Origin of the sequence: Leptospira yasudae, assembly GCF_003545925.1 — a bacterium.
Classification (GTDB): domain Bacteria; phylum Spirochaetota; class Leptospiria; order Leptospirales; family Leptospiraceae; genus Leptospira; species Leptospira yasudae.
The window spans coordinates 559,785-576,393 of sequence record NZ_QHCU01000001.1; the positions used below are offsets into that span (position 1 = coordinate 559,785).

The window sequence follows — 16,609 nt, forward strand, 5'->3', positions numbered from 1 at the left end:
TTATATCCCTTTTTTAGTTACTGCCTTCGAATTCGATCGTAAAACGTTTGATCAGCTTCATATCCACGAACTTGGCGCTCGCGTAAAAATCCCGTTTGTGACCGGCGGGCAAACCCTGGACCGCAAACTGACAGGATTCCAAAAGATTGTCTTCCTTATCGTAAATGTTTACCGTAAAGAACGCTTCGGAATAATCCTTACCGGAAAGGTTTTCGATTTGTCCGATGATCTCCAGATAAGTGAACTGATCCTGTAAGCCGACGTTATAATATTTGAATTTTCCATCCAAGGTGAATTCTCCCTGCGGCTTGCTCCAGAGAAGAACCGGAACCATTACAAGAAGAAGGATGAGACGCGAAAAAATGTCGAGGAGGATTCGCCGAGAATTTTGGATGAAAGTTTTTTTGCCGGATAAAGCGGAGTGATCGGGTGGATGATTCATAAGAAACTCGACTTAAAAGCGTATCATTCAATTCAAAAAACGGAAACCGTATTCCGAATCGTTTCCGATAATTTCGAAGTTTTCCGAACATACGACGCAAAAACGTCAACATTCGGAAACATACATTCTTCCGTTAGACCCATCATGCGAACGGAGGGTCCGATTCTCATCCGGTTTCCGGAACCTCGTCGAGATAACTTTTCAATTCTTCCTTGAGTCCGGGCGGAAGTTGAAGGCCCGAACTCTCGATTCGTTCGTTGTATTTGCTGAACGAAAATCGATGACGGGAAGTTCTCAGATAATCCGCGAGCGCTTCCGAACCCCAATCCAAAATGTCTTGGATGTATTCTTCGTTTTCTTCCAGCTTTTCGCAATACGGTATAAACAAAGGACGATTGACCGGTCTTCCGATCGTTCTGTAGAACATCAGGCGTTTGAGAAGATCGCTGTCCTTCAACGTGTCCTTCTGCTCCATCGCCTTTTCCACCATTCTTAGATTGATACAATCCAGGAATTCCACTTTGAGGTGATCGTCTTTCAGACGTTTGCAAAGAGAGGCTTTGATTTCTTCGGTTTCGTAGAGAAAGTTGGGACAATATTCCGGACATTCCGTTTCTTTATGAAGATCGCAAAAATGAAGCAGAATACAATCGATATCGGAAGCGGTTTCCACGATTCCGAAATTGATCGATCCCAGGATTTCCACGCCCGTATGAAAGCCCTTGTCTTCGAGTTCTTTCAGAGCGATGCGAAAGGCCTGCATTCGTTTGAGGGCTTCTTTCGTATCGTAATTCCGATATTTATTTTTTAAAGCGATGTATTTCTCTACGAGTTTCGTCATCCGGTGATGTTCCTGAGATACAGGTTCATACCCCTAAGTACGATCTCGGGAATTTCGTGTCCACCCGGAAAAGCGATCATTTCCCCTTTCCATCCGGCTCCGATTAACAGTTGTTCGAGTTTTTTTGCGGCGGGATAACCGAGGACCGGATCCATTCTTCCGTGACTTTGAAAGAACTTATAGTCCTTCTTCTTTTCTGCGAGCCGTTTCCAATCCGTTTCGCTGATCAACGTTCCCGAAAGAATCAGCAAACCCGCCGGAGAAATTTCGGAATGAAGCGCGATATCCGTCGCAAGCATCGCGCCTTGACTGAAACCTCCGAGGATCACCTTGTCCATCGAGACTCCTAAACTGCGGATCATCTCGACGGCCTTCTCGCGAGCGCTTTCCAAGCCTGCAGGATAACGATCCGAAAAATCGCGATACCCTCCGGTCATCATCGCTCGTTGTAAAGCTTCCATGTCGATCGGAAACCAAGCCCTTCCGTTGTAACCGGGCATCACGGGAATCTCCAACACGCCGTTGGGGAACAACCAATTCGTTCCGTCGGGAAGATCCAAGTACGCGCTGAGAGGAGAAAGGTCGTACGCGTTCGCTCCGTAACCGTGAAACAAGATCACCGTGTAAGCGTCCGGATTACCGGGTAAGTGAACGGCTTCGATCGGACCTACCATTTCCAAAGGACGATTGTAAGAAGATTGCATGTCTAAATTCTCCAAAAACGAAATGAAAGAATGTTCATCTAACGAGTCTACCGTTGCGATTTGAAAAGGCAAAGGAAATTCGAGAGAAAGTTTTTACTTGGCAATTCTATTTCTCCCGCGGAAATGGAAAGCCAATTAGAAACTCGACACGAGGGAAATCATGTCTAAACAATTCGAAGGGAAAGTAGCACTCGTTACCGGAGCGGCGTCTCCGCGCGGTCTAGGAAGAGCGATCGCAAATACAATCGCAAAAGAAGGAGGCGACATAGTAGTCGTCGACTTAAACAAAGAACATATCGAACAAGCGGCAGCCGAGATCGCGAAAGAATTCGGCGTAAAAACGTTGGGAATTCCCTGCAACGTCACCAAACCGGACGACTGCGACGCGGTCATCGCCGGTGTAAAAGATAAATTCGGAAAACTCGACTTTCTCGTGAACAACGCGGGAGTACTGAAGGATAATCTTTTCATGAGAATGTCCGAGCAGGAATTCGACTTCGTTCTAGACGTAAACTTGAAGGGAGTTTTCTTGATGACCAAGTACGCGTCCAAACTTCTTCTCAAAGCCGAGTCGGGAAGAATCGTAAACATCTCCTCCGTTTCAGGACTTACGGGACAACCGGGACAAGCGAACTATTCCTCTTCCAAAGCGGGAGTGATCGCTCTTACAAAAGTTGCAGCGAGAGAATTTGCGGGAAGAAACGTTCTCGTAAACGCGGTTTGTCCGGGTTACGTTCAAACCGATATGACAGCTTCTCTTCCGGAAGAAGTTCAAAAGAAACTCACCGATCCGATGTTCATTCCTTTGCGAAGACCGGGAACACAACAAGAGATCGCAAACGCGGTGAAATTCTTTTTAAGCGATCAATCCAATTACATCACCGGAACTTATTTGAGAGTCGACGGCGGCGCCGCGATCGGAATGTAATTCGGTTTAAACACTTGCGGAGATCGAACGAAACGCCGTTGATTTCCGCAAGTGTTGTCAACGAGAACATTTCTTCTCGTTCCGCATCTTCCGCGTTCTTTTCCGAAAGTTTTTTCCGATTCGTTTTTTTGTAGGAATCACTTCGCCCTTCTTCCAATCTGTTCCTAACTTGAAACGTTACGCATCCTTAATACTTCTTTATCTGATCGCATTCTCGTCCGCAAAACCCGTATTTTCCGAAGCGGTTTGTGTCGGCGTCGAATGCGCTTCCATCCCGGCACCGATCATCCTCGGAGCGAACCTCGTCGATCCGGCTTTGGACGCGGTTTTTACGAAGGAATTTCTTCTTTCGATGGGAGAATCCGCCGTTCTGCAGAACATCAACTCGTCGTTGTTAGGCGGAAACAAACTCGATAAAGCGAGAATCGGAATCGGCTATTCGGTCGCAAGAACGAACTTAAGTCCGCGCAATTATCTGTTTGAAAGCTCGGAACTTCGGGAGCTTCCGAAGCAGGGAATCGCCGCTTCTCCTTCGATCAGTTTCGGAGTCAACTTAGGCGCGCTCTTCGACAAACCGAGTCCGTTTCTTTCCAAATGGGATCTTCACTTTCATTATTTTCCGTATCAACTTTCCGAACAGAACGTTCCTTTTTTGAAACTCAGAAAAACGGATCTTCACGGGAAAGTGGCAAACTCCGGTTTGAATCTTCGCTTCTTTCCGTTTGCGGAAGGGAAGAATTCTTTCGGGGAAGAAACAAAGGGCGGACTTTCGTTCGGATTGGGTTTGTATCAATCTCTGCAGACGATCAGTCTTCATTCGTACGATCGCAGACCGACGAATATCAATCTCGACGGTCAAAGAAGAAAGTGGATCGGGATCAACGATCTATCATACAATTCTAATATTTATTCCGCGACCTTGGACGTTCGATATGCGGAGTCGATCGGCTTTTTCACTCTCTACGGAGGTTTGGGAGCGATGTATAACCGCGGAATTCTGAACATTCAAGTGGATCGGAACGTCGCCCTTTCGTCCGCAGGCAATCGGGACGATTTTTTAACCAATCCTACTCTCGCCTTCTTAAGCTTGGAACGGAATCTTTCCATCGATCACGCAAACTGGTACGGAACCCTCGGGATGGAATTTACGTTCGGCGGCGCGAACTTTATGATCGAGGCTCTTAAAAACAAAAATTCGGAATCGCTCAGCGTGGGCGCATTCTACCGGTTTTGAGAGTTCTCTGTTTTCGCAATAAACACCGCAGAGGTTTTCTTTAAAAACTCAAAACCTTATCGCATTGAACGACGATTTCATAGAGATCGGAAAGATTCGAATACTTGCAGGAATCTCCTTCTTTTGAATTTCTCAGATCCAAACAGGTGCCGCACGCAAGGATCTCGCCGTTTGCGTTTTGAAACGTCGAAATCTGGTTTTTCACGTCAAATTCGATCGAATCGAAATGTACCGATTCGACTCCTTCTCCCAAAAGAAAAACTTTTACGGAATCCCCTTTTTTTAAAGCGAAGTTCGCGATTCTAAACGCATTGTAAACGGCTTCATACTGTGCGGTATAAATGATAATTCCCAGTTTCATTTCGTATTCTCCCTCGCAAGTAAAAACTTCGAAGGGCTCAAACCCAATGGAAGAGCCACCACTTTTCAAAAATTATTTTCGCAAAGTGCCAAAATCGGGAAGGACGGCGGATCGATACCCCAGGGCCTTTTTCCGAATAGAATTCCCCTTTCGCAAACCCTGCCTTGCCTTCTCCCACTTCCAAAAAACAACCCCCCATTCCAGGAAACGTAGCCGTTGGGGTTCTATTCAATAACTCATCCGCGATTCTAGATGCGACTACACATGCCTGAGAATGCGCGAATACACCCGCTTTCGGAAGCGGCCTATTGGAAGGAAGAGAAATCGTTGTAACATCTCCGATCGCATATACGTTCGGAAGAGAAGTATTTAGAGTTGCAGGATCAACCTTTACCCAGCCGGATTCGGCGAGAATCGGCGCTCCCTTCAAGAATAAGGGAGGTGAATGCGGGGGAACCCCGATTAACAAATCGAATCCCTCCGTACTATCGTCGGAAAAAACTAAGTTCTTGTCCTTCGAATCGATTTTTACGAGATTTTTTTTATTCTGAAACGAAATACCCTTTCGTTTTAAAAGTTCAACAACCTGTTTCCCCGCTTCGGGTCCGCCAGCAGACATAGGCATTTCCTCCGGGGTTACGATCGTTATATTCGGCTTTATTTTTCTTTCTTTGAAAAATGCATCGATCAAAAATGCGGCTTCGTACGGCGCCGCAGGGCATTTGAAAGGAATCGAGGAAACTAAAATCGTTACGTTTCCGGATGAAGACGCGAAAAGACTTTCCTTGGCTTTCAAAACTCCGTCCAGAGAATATAAGTTGAATGCGTTTTCAGAAAAGCCGGAGATTCTTTCGGGAATAATTTCCGCCCCCGGAGACAACACTAGATAATCGTAAGTCAGTTCGTTCGAAATCGTATTTACAACCTTTTGGTTCCAATCGATGCTCAGAACGGAATCGACAATAAAGTTAAATCCTTTCGAACTTATTTTCTTTTGAATATCGTTTGCGTTTCTTTCGCCTACCAATGCCCAAAGAAGGGAAGGAGCGAAGGTGTGAATTTCTGAACGATCGATCAATAGGATTTCTACATTCCGGATCTTTTTCCTCAATTCTTTCGCGACTACAATTCCTCCGATTCCAGCGCCTATTATTAGTACTCGTTTCATCTTAGTATTCTCCTTATTTTACGAATTCGATACCGGCGCTCGCAAATTCGAGCGGCCCTTGGGAAATTCGATACGCGTTCAGTCCGTTCTTTCTGAGTATTTCCACGGCTTCCTTCGATAAAACGCAGTATTTACCGCGGCAATAAGCGACGATCTTCTTGCGTTTGGGAAATGATTCGATTTTCGATTCCAACTCTTTCAGCGGAACGGAAATCGCCCCCGGGAAATGCCCGGCTGCATATTCGGCGCTCGGCCTTACGTCGATCAGAACGACTTCTTTAGAGAAGACTCGTTTCAGAAAATCAGAATATTCCAATCCTCTTAACTCCTGATCTTCGTCGAAGAACGAATCAACGGCAACCTTGATCTCTGCATTAAATTCGCGACCCGAAGTCGCGATTACTTCGAAAATTTCCGCACCGGCCGTTTCAATCCTGTAAAAAATATTCCTTCCATCCTTACGATCCCCGACCAAACGGGCGTCTTTTAAGATTTGAAGATGATGCGACGTCGACGCGACGCTCATACCGATCTCTTTTGACAGGAGGTCCACGTTCTTTTCGGCCTGCAGCAAAAGGTCGAGCAATTCGATCCGTTTCGGATCCGAAATCGCCTTTCCGTATTTTGCGAGTGCGGAATAGATAAAATCCTTAAATTCTCTTCCCGATTTTTGCTGATCCATATTTCCTCAAATATTCAAATATATATTTGAATATTTGATTGACGACTGTCAACCCTCTTTTTTAAATAAACCCATGAAAGTAAGAGATAGTGGAATGCCGGATTCGGAGTATTGGAATAGTCTTTTCGATATTCCGTTAATTTTAGAAAGAATGAAGTTATTGGATGCTACCGGAACGATCGTTGAATTCGGTTCCGGTTACGGGACGTTTACTCTACCGCTTGCAAGAAATCGGAAAAACAAAATCGTCGCTTTCGAAATCGAATCGGATTTAGTGCAAGAGCTTCTGGAAAAAACGAAACGGGAAGGATTGGACAACATTCTCCCCATAGAAAAGGACATCATAGGAGAAGGTACTTCCTTAGAGGCAAACTCCGTCGATTCTGTGATGATCTTCAATCTGTTGCACCACGATGATCCGATTGCGATTCTTACCGAAGCTTATAGAATTCTAAAACCAGGAGGCATCGCAGGTCTTGTCCATTGGAACTACGATTCCAAAACTCCTCGCGGCCCTAAAATGGAAATTCGACCCAAACCGGAAGATATGGTTCGCTGGGCACAATCCGCGAACTTTCGAATCGATTCCCCAACGCCGATCGATTTACCTCCGTATCACTACGGCTTTTTGGCTCGAAAAGACTGATCGAATCCGGCTTTGATCAGCTCTTGTCGGGATTCGATAAGAAGAGAAGCCGGAAATGCGTTCTAATGTTTCCGAAAGTTCGGAGAAAAACCCGAACGAAAGGAAAAAACAATGAACGAACAATGTCAATGGATTCAAACCGCGCTCGAGTTACTTCCGCACGTCCCGAAAATCTTTCTTATCGATTTTCTCCGCTACTTCGTGTTTGCGGGCGTCGCTTTCGTAGTTCTGTACGTATGGAAACATCCCTTTCAAAGCAGAAAGATCCAGGCTAAACAAGCGCAACCTTCTCAGTTTCGAAAAGAATTCATCTATTCGATTTCCTCCGTTACGGTTTATACCGCGGTCACTCTTACCGTTTTATTTTTTCGAAAATTCGGTTATTTCCGATTCTATGACAACATCCAAGAGCACGGATGGGGTTATTTGCTTCTGAGCGCGCTTCTCATTTTGGTGATCCAAGACTTTTACTTTTACTGGACCCATCGTTTGATGCACACTCGCCTGCTCTTCAAGATATTTCATAAGGTTCATCACGAATCGGTTACGCCTTCTCCTTGGACCGCTTATTCGTTTAGTCCGGGAGAAGCGTTCCTGCACGCGCTGATTCTGCCGATCGTAGTTTCCCTGTTTCCCGTTCATACGTTGGCTTTATTGATTTCGATGACGTTTCAGATCGTCAGAAACGTATTGGGACACAGCGGTTACGAAATGTTTCCGCGCTGGTTTCTTTCCAATCGAATCCTGAAGTATATCAACACTAACACGAATCACGATATGCATCACCAATTCTTTCGATACAACTTCGGACTCTATACGACGATCTGGGACGAAATATTCGGAACGATTCATCCGGAATATGAGAAAACCTTTAACAAGATCACGGAAGAAAAAGATGCGGGAGTTTCGGAGGAAATCAAACTCGGAGCGAATTAAAAACGCCGATCCGATCAACTAAAGGCGGATTACGAAAGGATAAAAGGTAAGAACGAAATCGATTTCAAAGCGGATCCGCGCTTCTTCGATTTCTTCTTATCGTTTCTGCAAAGGAACCTGCTTTCTGAAATCGGAAGGCGTGGTTCCCGCGATTTCCTTAAACGCGCGGTTGAAAGGAGCCAAAGAACCGTAACCGAGATCCATTGCGATCCGTAAAACGGGAACGTCGTTTTTTGCCGGGTCCGATAAGATCGCCTTCGCTTCCCGAATTCTATAGTGATTTAAGAATTCGTTGAAATTTCTATAATCGAGACCTTGGTTGATCAACCTGCGGATTTTCTTTTCGGAAACGCCGATTTTCTGGGCCAACTTCAGAATCGTCAGATTCTCCATCAGATATATCTTTTCCTCTTCCAAAAGAGAATTCAATTTTTTGAATAAAACCTCGTCCAAAGGTTCTTCTTCTTTTTTTCGATCCGGAATCAAAAAGGTATTTTCCCGAAATTCGAAAAGTTTAAAGGAAAAGAAAAAAACCAAAATCATGATCAAGAAAGAATTCGCTAAATCCAGCTCCGCGGAATAGTCTGAGTATTTGAGAATCAATTCGATCAAAACGACGGAGATCGCGTACGCTCCGGTTACGAAAACGAAAAGAACCCGGAATTCCCTTCTGGATTCGATCAAATCCATATTCTTATCTTTTAATACGTTTCCCAAGGCCAAAAGAAGAAGCGTCAAAAATATCAGTTGAGGAGCGCTGAAAAGAATCTTGGAAACGATCGAAGTTTCGTTTTGCAGGTTCGAAACGACGAACACGTAAAAGCAGAAAGCGTTGATCAAAAGAAACAAAACTCCGTGCAGAAGACGGGGCTGAAAGCGATCCACAAACAAACTCGAAACGAAAAGATAGAAAAAGAAGGAAACCGAATAACAACCGATATGAACGAGTATAAATAAGACGGAATTCACGCCCGAGTGATGCAGCATCGGACAGATAAAATACGCGATCAAACTGGATAAAAATAAACTTCCGAAAATCCCTTGGGTTGTCGCCTTCATTCTCACTAAAAAGTTAAGAATCAAAAAGCTCAATTGTGCGATCGTAATCGCCTTACAGAAAAGAATGAAATTCGTCACTTCGAACATTTCGCACCTGATGAATCCGACCTCATTAAGATTTCTTTTAGACCTCGCCGTAAATTCTTACGTTAGAGAAGTTCCGTTCTCCGTCTTTCGTCAAGAGGGAAACGAGAAATCCGATGAATTGCTGTTATCCGCCCTTCTTCTCAATCCGCGCAACGCGGAATTTCGCCTTTCGGATTCGACCGGTTTAAACGCGTTCGCAAGAACCGCAAGCGATTCCGAATCGAGAATTCTTCCGAATTCCTACCCGAACTCATCCGGAGTTTTGTTTACCGATCTCGCCGGGAATTCTGCTCAAAACTATGGAGACGGAAACGCGGACGGATTCGAAGATCATTTTCTGACTCCGAAAGCGGTTTCGATCGATATCTGTAGAATCGTCGCGTATAAATCTGTTGCAAAAGGCGGACCCGCTCCCGGAACTGAAACATTAGAAAATTCTAATTTTTCATTGTTTAGGATGTCTAAAATAGTCGGAGAAACATCCGTTCAGAATGAGACCTCCAACGTTTGCGCACAGGGAAGCGTAATTTTGGATCTAAGAAAAAAGGGTGACTCCGGATTTTTACGGGTCGATTCGATTCCGTTGGAAGAAATTCAGGATTACGATCGGATCGGAATCGTAGCTCAGGCTTTCACCTACTACTTTGCTCCCGAAGACGTTCCCGAAAATTCCTATCGTTACGTTTCTCTTCATCTCAACAACGTTTCCTCCGCTAACGACGATCGAGGTACGGTCACCGCGAAAATATTTCAGAATGATTGTCCTATTTCGTTTTTAAGTTCTCCGGCTCTTTTCGGAGGAACCGGAATTACCGGCCCGTGCCATCTTACCGAATTGTCGATCGACTCGGTTACCGGTTTGTTGATCCGGTCTTTGACCTCGATCAATCCGACCGACAATCCCGAAAAGTTCATCAATCCTCCGTCCGCGACGACCATTGCAAACGCGACCCCAAATCAAAAACTGAAATTCAAACAACCCGCTTCGGCGAATCAACTCGCCTCCAATGCGCCGTTCGTTTTGGTTTTGGATTTTAATACAAGTCTAACGGGAAGAGGAGCATTTCGATTTGACGTTTCCGTGGATAAGGTTTTATTTTGGGATTCCAATTCGACGAATAACGTATTTTCTCCCCAATTGGATACGGCGGACAGACCCAATGCGATCGACGCTTCGGACAATCTTACCAACACCTCCAGAAGAAACCTGATCTTTCACCTTCCGACTATTTTAGGCAGATCTCAATAAAGCGCGTCTGAAAAAAGAAGTGCGTTCCCCGGCATTTTTATTTTTCTCTTATAGATAACTAGGGTGCGGTCGGTTGTATTCATATTCTTCAGAGGGTTTAAAAATGTCCGAAACTACATTAGAAATTTTGAAAGGAAAAAAGTGCGATTCCTGCGGTTTTCAAATGACAGAACCTTCGGTCGCCTGTACGCAGTGCGGGAGTTCCAAGATTTCCGAAACGCAGTTTAGCGGACTCGGAAAAATCTACACCTATACCGTGGTTCATGTAGGTTTCGGTCATCTTGCAAAAAGAGCGCCGTACGTATTAGCGGTTGTGGAACTTGAGGAAGGAATCAAAACGATGGGAATCTTGGAGGGAGAAGTTTCCGGCGTTCCGGTGACTGAATCCGTAAAAATCGATCTTCCCGTACGCTTTCAAAAAGAAGAATCCGGAACGGGATTCATCTTCCACCCAGCGTAATTTGATTTTTCGGGACTTGAGAAAAATCAAGTCCCGTGACATTTACCTGACAAAAAAATCCTATCGTGAAATTTCCTGTTAGGATAAGCTGGTTCGCAATATATAGAGGTGATTTTCGATGAACTCCAAAAATATGATCATTTCCATCGTGATCGCTCTTACCTCTCTGGTTCTGTTTTTGAACTGTGGAGATAAGTCCGAGAAACCGGCCGAAACTTCCGCACCTGCCGCGACCGAAACCGCTTCCGCTCTCAGCCCCGAACTTCAAAAAGGACAGGAAATCTTTTTACAAAACTGCGCTTCCTGTCACGGTGAAAAAGGAGCGGGAGACGGAGCTGCTGCGGCAAGTCTCAATCCGAAACCTCGTAACTATAAGGCTCCGGCCGGACAGTGGAAAAACGGAAATACGGAAGCCGGAGTTCTAAAAACTCTGAACAACGGGATTACCGGAAGTCCGATGGTCGCTTACAAGTTCTTAGGCGATGAGAATCTGAAACTACTTGCAAAATACGTAGTTCACCTTTCTCAAAACTAAGATTTTCTTCGGGTCGGGAAGCGTTCGTTTTCCGGCCCTCTTCCCTTTTTCGACTGGAATTTTTTAAACCTTCAAAGCATGCTATTCTTGTGAATCAATCCAAAACACTGCCGCCTTGCGGCGAAGACTGCGGAATCAGCAGAACCTCTCCCAACTCTCGCGAAGAAAAGACATACACCAAACTCGGAATCTTTTTAATCCTTTTTGGGATTTCTTCCAAACCGAAAGCCGTTAAATTTTATTGTAAAAAATGCGGGCGACAATTTGACCAATTGTCTCCGATCGAACTCGGAAATTATGCGTAATTCGATTGACTTTAATGGAATTTAGCGGTTTTTAGTTGATAGATTTCTTATGTCCGACGATTTCAAAATTTTCGTAGATCTTTCCGTGTCCGTTCCCATCATCCATATCGAAGGAGAAATCACTTCGGAAGCGGATGAGGAAATCGTGGGAAAATACGAATCCATTCCCGCAGAAAAAAGAAACAGAGTGATTCTCAACTTTCAGGGAACTTCCTACATCAATTCGGCGGGAATCGCGACCCTCATCAGTCTCATTACGAGAGCCTCGGAAACGAAAGGGAAAATCGAGTTCGCCGGTCTGAACGAACATTTCAGAAAGGTCATGGACATCGTCGGATTAACGGACTTCGTATTAATCCACAATTCTCTTCAAGAAGCTCTTAAGTAACCCACTTCCGCTTTTTAAAGTCTTCGATTACGATCTCCAAATCCGCGGGCGTGTCCACGGAAAGTCCCGCTTCTTTTGCCAGAAATACGCCGATCCCGTAACCCGCTTCGATCGCTCTCAGTTGTTCGAGGGATTCGGATTCTTCCAAATTGCTCTTCGGCAAAGAATTGTATTTCAACAGAAAATCGCGATCGTATCCGTAAATCCCGAGATGACGATACAAAGGAACCGTCGCTTTGAACTGACTCGGAATGAGCGATCTGGAAAAGTAAATGGCCTTTCCGTTCTGATCAAAAATGACTTTGACTCGGTTCGGATCGGTTCCGTGAGCAGGGTCCAGCATCGGAACGGCCGCCGTACTCATCGTCCATTCGGGATGAGAAGCTTTGAGGCTGGCAACCCCGTCGATCAACTCGGGTTCGATTCCGGGTTCGTCGCCTTGAATGTTTACGATCACGCTAAATTCGGGAAACTTTTCGGCGACTTCGATGATTCGATCGGTTCCGGAAGGATGATCCGCGCTCGTCATTACGCTTTTACCGCCGAATGCTAATACGACATCGTGAATTCTTTCGTCGTCCGTCGCAACGACCAACTCGGATAGAGTGGCGGATCGGGAGGCATTCCGATACGTCCATTCTATCATCGTTTTATCTCCGATCTTGGCGAGAGGTTTGCCCGGAAAACGGGAGCTCGCATAACGCGCCGGAATCACACCGAGAATTTTTCTCATCAGTTGACGATAAACTCTGTGAAGTAAACTTCCTGAATCTTTCCTTCGGTAAGAATATGATTCACCTGAGCCTTGATCTCCTCACGAAGATCCAATTGATCCTCGATGTTGATGAGTTCGTCCTTGGACTTTCTTCCCACGATCAGGTTGATCAAGTCGCGCATCTGCGCGTTTCTTTCCGCGAGTTCCGCGGATAAGGTCTGATCTTCCTTCGCGATTCCGAACGCGAGTTTCATCTTTACGAAGTGAGCCTCGCCTTTGTCCGAAGTGTTGATCCTAAATTCTTCCGTAAAGTTGTAGTTCGCGAGCGGCGGAGGGGGTTTTACCAACGCGACGTTCTTCATCTGTTTGAACGTACTCGTCGCCGTTTGTTTTGCGACTACCATCGCGATGATCGCGACGATGATAATTCCGAAAATGGCTCCCGCTACATAAAGAAGCCATTTGATAATGGGAGATGTGCCACCGCCGCCCTCGGCCGCGGGTAGCCCGCCTTCTTCCTCGTCTATTTCCGCATCACCCATGGGTCTGCCTCCTGAATCTTGACGTTAGTTGTTCTTCCGATCACTCTTTGCCAGGAACGCTGGACTCGGAGCCGGGTATTTTCGTTTTCGGAAGTCCGAAGTTGGTTTCGTAAGGACTTCTCTTGGTTGACTTATCGGTCATAATTACGATATCGATTCTACGATTATACGCTTTCGCTTCGGGAGTTCCCGTATATTCCACGACCAAAGGCCGGAACGCTCCGAAACTCACAGCTTGAAACCAGGAAGGATCGAGCTTCTCCACATTGATGATATAATCGGTGGAGTTGATCGCTCTCGCTCCCGCAAGATCCCAGTTGTTGATATAAGCCCGTTCTTCTTTTCCCGGCGGAACTCCCGGGTTGACCGCGTCCGCGTCGCAATGTCCTTCCACTCGAACGAAACGATCCAATTCTTTGATAAGCGAACTCGCTTTTCGAAGCGCGATCTTGATCGAATCCGTTAAAACCGCCGAGCCCGGATTGAAATAATCCGCGCTTACGAGAGAGATGATCAGTCCTCTTTCGTCTTCGGTGATCTTAACCTTGCCCGCTTCCACTTCCGGTTTGAAAATTTCGGTCGCGAGCTTTTTGGATTTTGATAAGGCCTTTCCGGTGGTTTGAGAAGGAAGACTTTCAATGTTCATTCCCATCTCTTCGAGACGTCCTTTCGAAAGAGTCTGACCTCCGTCGAAAAATCCGGTCGTGGTTTTGAACGCGGAAAGGATGATCTGCATTTCGATCGCGTTCGTTTTACCGGTGGTATAAAGCATGATGAAGAAGCAAAGAAGCAGCGTCACCATATCCCCGTACGTAAGCATATACTCGGGGATATTCTGAATACATTCCGGACATTTTGCTTTTGCCATAGTGAAAGTCCGAGTTTACTCGCTGTCGTCCTTGAGAACGTCTCTTTCCGAAGGAGGAAGGAACGACGACAGTTTATCCTTTACGATCCTCGGGTTGTCCCCGGACTGGATCGAAAGAGTTCCTTCGATCATGATTTGTTTGATCGTAAGTTCGTCTTCGGATTTACGCATGAGTTTTTTCATCACGGGAATCGCGAACATGTTGGCGCCCATCGATCCGTACAACGTGGTAATCAAGGCCGCCGCCATCCCCGTTCCGATCGCCGAAGGGTCGCCGGAACCGAGGTTCTTCAACATCTGTACGAGTCCGATCAGGGTCCCGATCATCCCGAAGGCGGGAGCCAAGGCGCCCCAGTTTTCCCACCAAGCCTTTCCATTACTATGACGGGAAGCGATGTTGCCCATTTCGGTTTCCATGATATTACGAACGAGTTCGGGGTCCGTTCCGTCCACGACGAGAGTAATTCCTTTGCGTAAGAATTCGTCTGGAAGTTCGTTTACGTCGTCTTCCAGCGCGAGAAGACCTTCCCTTCTCGCTTTTTCGGAGAAGGAGACTAACGTTTTGATGAGTTCGATCAAATCGTGTTTTTCGGTTCTAAACACCTTTTGTGTTACCTTTCCGACCGCAAGAGTGGATTCCCAAGGTACGGCCATGATCGTTCCGGCGGTCGCACCGCCGAAGGTAATCAAAATCGAAGGAACGTCAAAAAGGTCTAATGGACTTAAACCTGCGGAAATCACCCCGAAAATCATCAGGACGCACGCCGCACCTAAACCGACTACTGTTCCAAAATCCATGATATTTTATTCCACCCTTTTGAACTGATCCGGAGAAGATCCCAAAGGAAAAACGAGAATCCGCTTCTTATATTCTAAAATTTTTTCGATAACTTCGGGCACGGATTCTTTGACCACATACTTTCTATCGTTGGAAAGAGTGATCGTAGTATCCGGATTCGCTTCTAAGCTTTCGATATGCGAAGCGTTTAATACGAACTCATCCCCTTTCAGTCTGTGAAGCAAAATCAAAACGTTTATCCCTTTTTCCTTGGAGTTCTGATTCTATTCTCGACCTGCTTACGGATTTCGATAATGAATTTTTCCTCGGTAAAACGGCTTACGTTCTTTTGAAAATCGGCGGTTTTCCAAGAAATCCGATCGGCCCGATCGATTGCGGCCTGAAAAGAATCCACCGTTTGTTCTTCGAAAAAGATTCCCGTTTTTCCGTCGACGACGGTTTCCAGGGCGCCGCCTTTTCCATACGCGATGATCGGGGTCGAATACGCCTGCGCTTCCACGGGAGCGATTCCGAAATCTTCCATTCCCGGAAAGAGGAAGGCCTTTGCTTTTTTGTAATATTCCAGAACCTCGTCGCGTTTGAGATGCGGAAGAACTTCGATATTCTTAGGAAGATCCGAAGTCAGTTTTTTAAATTCCTGTCCTCCTCCGATGAGGACGAGCTTCTTCCCGTTTTTGCGGAACGTCTCAATGGCAAGGTCGATTCTTTTGTAAGGAGCAAACGCCGATACGATGAGATAGAAGTCGTCTTTTGATTCAGACACGACCTTCCATTTTTCCGGAAGACAAGGTGGAAAGATGACTTTCGCTTCTCTTCTGTAGAACTTTTGGATTCTTCTTGCGACGAACTCGGAGTTGGACCAGAACGAATCCACTCTCGAAGCGGAAGCCACGTCCCAGGTGCGGAGATAATTGGAGATCGCTTCAAACGCGAAAAACTTCAAACCTTTGCGCGCCGGAAAATAATCGTAATACAAATCCCAAACATAACGCATCGGAGAATGCACGTAACTGAAATGAATCGAGTCCGGATCGGTGATCACGCCCTTAGCGACGCAATGCGAAGAAGAAATCACGAGATCGTATCCTTTCAGATCGAGGGACTCGATCGCCGTGGGAAATAAGGGCAAATACCATCGATACTTGGAATCCTTAAACGGGAGATTGTCGGTAAACGCAGTCGTGATCTTTCTTTGTTCGATGCGCGCGTTCAGCTTTCCCGGCGTGTAAAATAAGGTAAAAAGATCGGCGGTCGGATAAATTTTCAGGAGAGAATCGAGGACCAATTCTCCGCCCCGCATTCCGTTCAACCAGTCATGGATGATGGCAACTTTCATAGTGGATGTATCGGCAGGATCGGAGATTCTCCCCGCTGGGAAAGTGTGGGAACTCCCACGGTAAGAAGGGGATTGGTGGCCGCATCGGCTTCGCCGTCGCGCTACTCCAGGCTCGCGGAGTCCCGCTCGGCCGTTCCGGCCAAGCCTTTCGTATCGCTTGCGGGTAGAAATGCGGGAACTCCTGCGTTCCATCGGAGTACGATCGTGATTTCAAAATTTGTAGGAACTACTACGCAAGCCACGGGTGACGCCACGGTCAACGGGTTGTAGGAACTACTACAATCTCTCCTGCAGCGCGATGATTCTTCCGACAAAATGTTTTTT

At 46.0% G+C, this 16,609-nt stretch carries 23 protein-coding genes; 10 read left to right on the forward strand and 13 right to left on the reverse strand.

The window, feature by feature from the left end; translation table 11 throughout:
* Positions 1-13 precede the first annotated feature (13 nt).
* From DLM76_RS02760 to DLM76_RS02770, 3 genes are all read right to left on the reverse strand, one after another.
* Positions 14-442: an FxLYD domain-containing protein gene (locus DLM76_RS02760; RefSeq protein WP_118955067.1), complete on the reverse strand. Its 429-nt coding sequence runs from the start codon at positions 440-442 to the stop codon at positions 14-16.
* Positions 443-608: 166 nt separating this feature from the next.
* Positions 609-1,283 carry a hypothetical protein gene (locus tag DLM76_RS02765; protein WP_118955066.1) on the reverse strand — a complete coding sequence of 225 codons (675 nt, stop codon included), beginning with the start codon at positions 1,281-1,283 and terminating at the stop codon, positions 609-611.
* Positions 1,280-1,987, reverse strand: coding sequence for an alpha/beta hydrolase (locus DLM76_RS02770; RefSeq protein WP_118955065.1), 708 nt, complete (start codon positions 1,985-1,987; stop codon positions 1,280-1,282). The genes DLM76_RS02765 and DLM76_RS02770 overlap by 4 nt, the downstream gene beginning before the upstream one ends.
* A gap of 160 nt (positions 1,988-2,147) precedes the next feature.
* On the opposite strand from DLM76_RS02770, the gene DLM76_RS02775 reads away from it, so the two are divergent.
* On the forward strand, positions 2,148-2,915 hold the full coding sequence (locus tag DLM76_RS02775) for a beta-ketoacyl-ACP reductase (RefSeq protein ID WP_118955064.1): 768 nt from the start codon (positions 2,148-2,150) through the stop codon (positions 2,913-2,915).
* 169 nt (positions 2,916-3,084) lie between these two features.
* On the forward strand, positions 3,085-4,149 hold the full coding sequence (locus tag DLM76_RS02780; RefSeq protein WP_118964288.1) for an Lsa36 family surface (lipo)protein: 1,065 nt from the start codon (positions 3,085-3,087) through the stop codon (positions 4,147-4,149).
* 40 nt (positions 4,150-4,189) lie between these two features.
* On the opposite strand, the gene DLM76_RS02785 is transcribed toward DLM76_RS02780, so the two are convergent.
* The 3 genes from DLM76_RS02785 to DLM76_RS02795 are packed head-to-tail and all read right to left on the reverse strand — an operon-like array spanning position 4,190 to position 6,360.
* The gene (locus tag DLM76_RS02785) at positions 4,190-4,510 is read right to left on the reverse strand and encodes a DsrE family protein (RefSeq protein WP_118955062.1); all 321 of its coding nucleotides are present in this window, start codon (positions 4,508-4,510) and stop codon (positions 4,190-4,192) included.
* 37 nt (positions 4,511-4,547) lie between these two features.
* Positions 4,548-5,678 carry an NAD(P)/FAD-dependent oxidoreductase gene (locus DLM76_RS02790; RefSeq protein ID WP_118955061.1) on the reverse strand — a complete coding sequence of 377 codons (1,131 nt, stop codon included), beginning with the start codon at positions 5,676-5,678 and terminating at the stop codon, positions 4,548-4,550.
* A gap of 13 nt (positions 5,679-5,691) precedes the next feature.
* The gene (locus DLM76_RS02795) at positions 5,692-6,360 is read right to left on the reverse strand and encodes an ArsR/SmtB family transcription factor (RefSeq protein WP_118955060.1); all 669 of its coding nucleotides are present in this window, start codon (positions 6,358-6,360) and stop codon (positions 5,692-5,694) included.
* Positions 6,361-6,511: 151 nt separating this feature from the next.
* Here DLM76_RS02795 and DLM76_RS02800 point away from each other — a divergent pair, with 151 nt between their 5' ends.
* Positions 6,512-7,006, forward strand: a complete 495-nt coding sequence (locus tag DLM76_RS02800; protein WP_241548165.1) for a class I SAM-dependent methyltransferase — start codon at positions 6,512-6,514, stop codon at positions 7,004-7,006.
* 111 nt (positions 7,007-7,117) lie between these two features.
* Positions 7,118-7,942: a sterol desaturase family protein gene (locus DLM76_RS02805; protein WP_118964290.1), complete on the forward strand. Its 825-nt coding sequence runs from the start codon at positions 7,118-7,120 to the stop codon at positions 7,940-7,942.
* A 96-nt stretch (positions 7,943-8,038) separates the two neighbouring features.
* Here the strand turns inward: DLM76_RS02805 and DLM76_RS02810 are convergent, their stop codons facing one another.
* A complete protein-coding gene (locus DLM76_RS02810; protein ID WP_118964291.1) occupies positions 8,039-9,088 on the reverse strand; it encodes an AraC family transcriptional regulator in 1,050 nt (349 codons plus the stop codon).
* 10 nt (positions 9,089-9,098) lie between these two features.
* Between DLM76_RS02810 and srpA the strand changes: the two genes are divergently transcribed.
* The 5 genes from srpA (at position 9,099) to DLM76_RS02835 (ending at position 12,025) form a co-directional block, all read left to right on the forward strand.
* The gene (srpA, locus tag DLM76_RS02815) at positions 9,099-10,337 is read left to right on the forward strand and encodes a sigma factor sigX-regulated lipoprotein SrpA (protein WP_241548166.1); all 1,239 of its coding nucleotides are present in this window, start codon (positions 9,099-9,101) and stop codon (positions 10,335-10,337) included.
* 103 nt (positions 10,338-10,440) lie between these two features.
* Positions 10,441-10,797, forward strand: coding sequence for a Zn-ribbon domain-containing OB-fold protein (locus tag DLM76_RS02820; RefSeq protein ID WP_118964292.1), 357 nt, complete (start codon positions 10,441-10,443; stop codon positions 10,795-10,797).
* Positions 10,798-10,915: 118 nt separating this feature from the next.
* Positions 10,916-11,332: a c-type cytochrome gene (locus DLM76_RS02825; RefSeq protein WP_118955055.1), complete on the forward strand. Its 417-nt coding sequence runs from the start codon at positions 10,916-10,918 to the stop codon at positions 11,330-11,332.
* 89 nt (positions 11,333-11,421) lie between these two features.
* Positions 11,422-11,637 (forward strand): hypothetical protein, encoded by a 216-nt coding sequence (locus tag DLM76_RS02830; RefSeq protein WP_118955054.1) that lies wholly within the window; start codon positions 11,422-11,424, stop codon positions 11,635-11,637.
* A 49-nt stretch (positions 11,638-11,686) separates the two neighbouring features.
* Positions 11,687-12,025, forward strand: a complete 339-nt coding sequence (locus DLM76_RS02835; RefSeq protein ID WP_118955053.1) for an STAS domain-containing protein — start codon at positions 11,687-11,689, stop codon at positions 12,023-12,025.
* Here the strand turns inward: DLM76_RS02835 and kdsB are convergent.
* The 6 genes from kdsB to DLM76_RS02865 are packed head-to-tail and all read right to left on the reverse strand — an operon-like array spanning position 12,018 to position 16,285.
* Positions 12,018-12,758, reverse strand: coding sequence for a 3-deoxy-manno-octulosonate cytidylyltransferase (gene kdsB / locus DLM76_RS02840; protein WP_118955052.1), 741 nt, complete (start codon positions 12,756-12,758; stop codon positions 12,018-12,020). The genes DLM76_RS02835 and kdsB overlap by 8 nt on opposite strands.
* Positions 12,758-13,282 (reverse strand): flagellar basal body-associated FliL family protein, encoded by a 525-nt coding sequence (locus DLM76_RS02845; RefSeq protein WP_010573664.1) that lies wholly within the window; start codon positions 13,280-13,282, stop codon positions 12,758-12,760. The genes kdsB and DLM76_RS02845 overlap by 1 nt, the downstream gene beginning before the upstream one ends.
* 40 nt (positions 13,283-13,322) lie before the next feature.
* Positions 13,323-14,150: a flagellar motor protein MotB gene (gene motB, locus DLM76_RS02850; RefSeq protein WP_118955051.1), complete on the reverse strand. Its 828-nt coding sequence runs from the start codon at positions 14,148-14,150 to the stop codon at positions 13,323-13,325.
* 15 nt (positions 14,151-14,165) lie between these two features.
* Positions 14,166-14,948, reverse strand: a complete 783-nt coding sequence (locus tag DLM76_RS02855; RefSeq protein ID WP_010573662.1) for a motility protein A — start codon at positions 14,946-14,948, stop codon at positions 14,166-14,168.
* Positions 14,949-14,954: 6 nt separating this feature from the next.
* Entirely contained in the window at positions 14,955-15,179 is a 225-nt protein-coding gene (locus DLM76_RS02860) for a flagellar FlbD family protein (RefSeq protein ID WP_118964293.1), read from the reverse strand.
* A gap of 5 nt (positions 15,180-15,184) precedes the next feature.
* The gene (locus DLM76_RS02865; protein ID WP_118964294.1) at positions 15,185-16,285 is read right to left on the reverse strand and encodes a glycosyltransferase; all 1,101 of its coding nucleotides are present in this window, start codon (positions 16,283-16,285) and stop codon (positions 15,185-15,187) included.
* Here DLM76_RS02865 and DLM76_RS21430 point away from each other — a divergent pair.
* Entirely contained in the window at positions 16,265-16,555 is a 291-nt protein-coding gene (locus DLM76_RS21430) for a hypothetical protein (protein WP_135581089.1), read from the forward strand. The two genes, DLM76_RS02865 and DLM76_RS21430, sit on opposite strands and share 21 nt — an antisense overlap.
* The last annotated feature ends 54 nt before the right edge of the window (positions 16,556-16,609 follow it).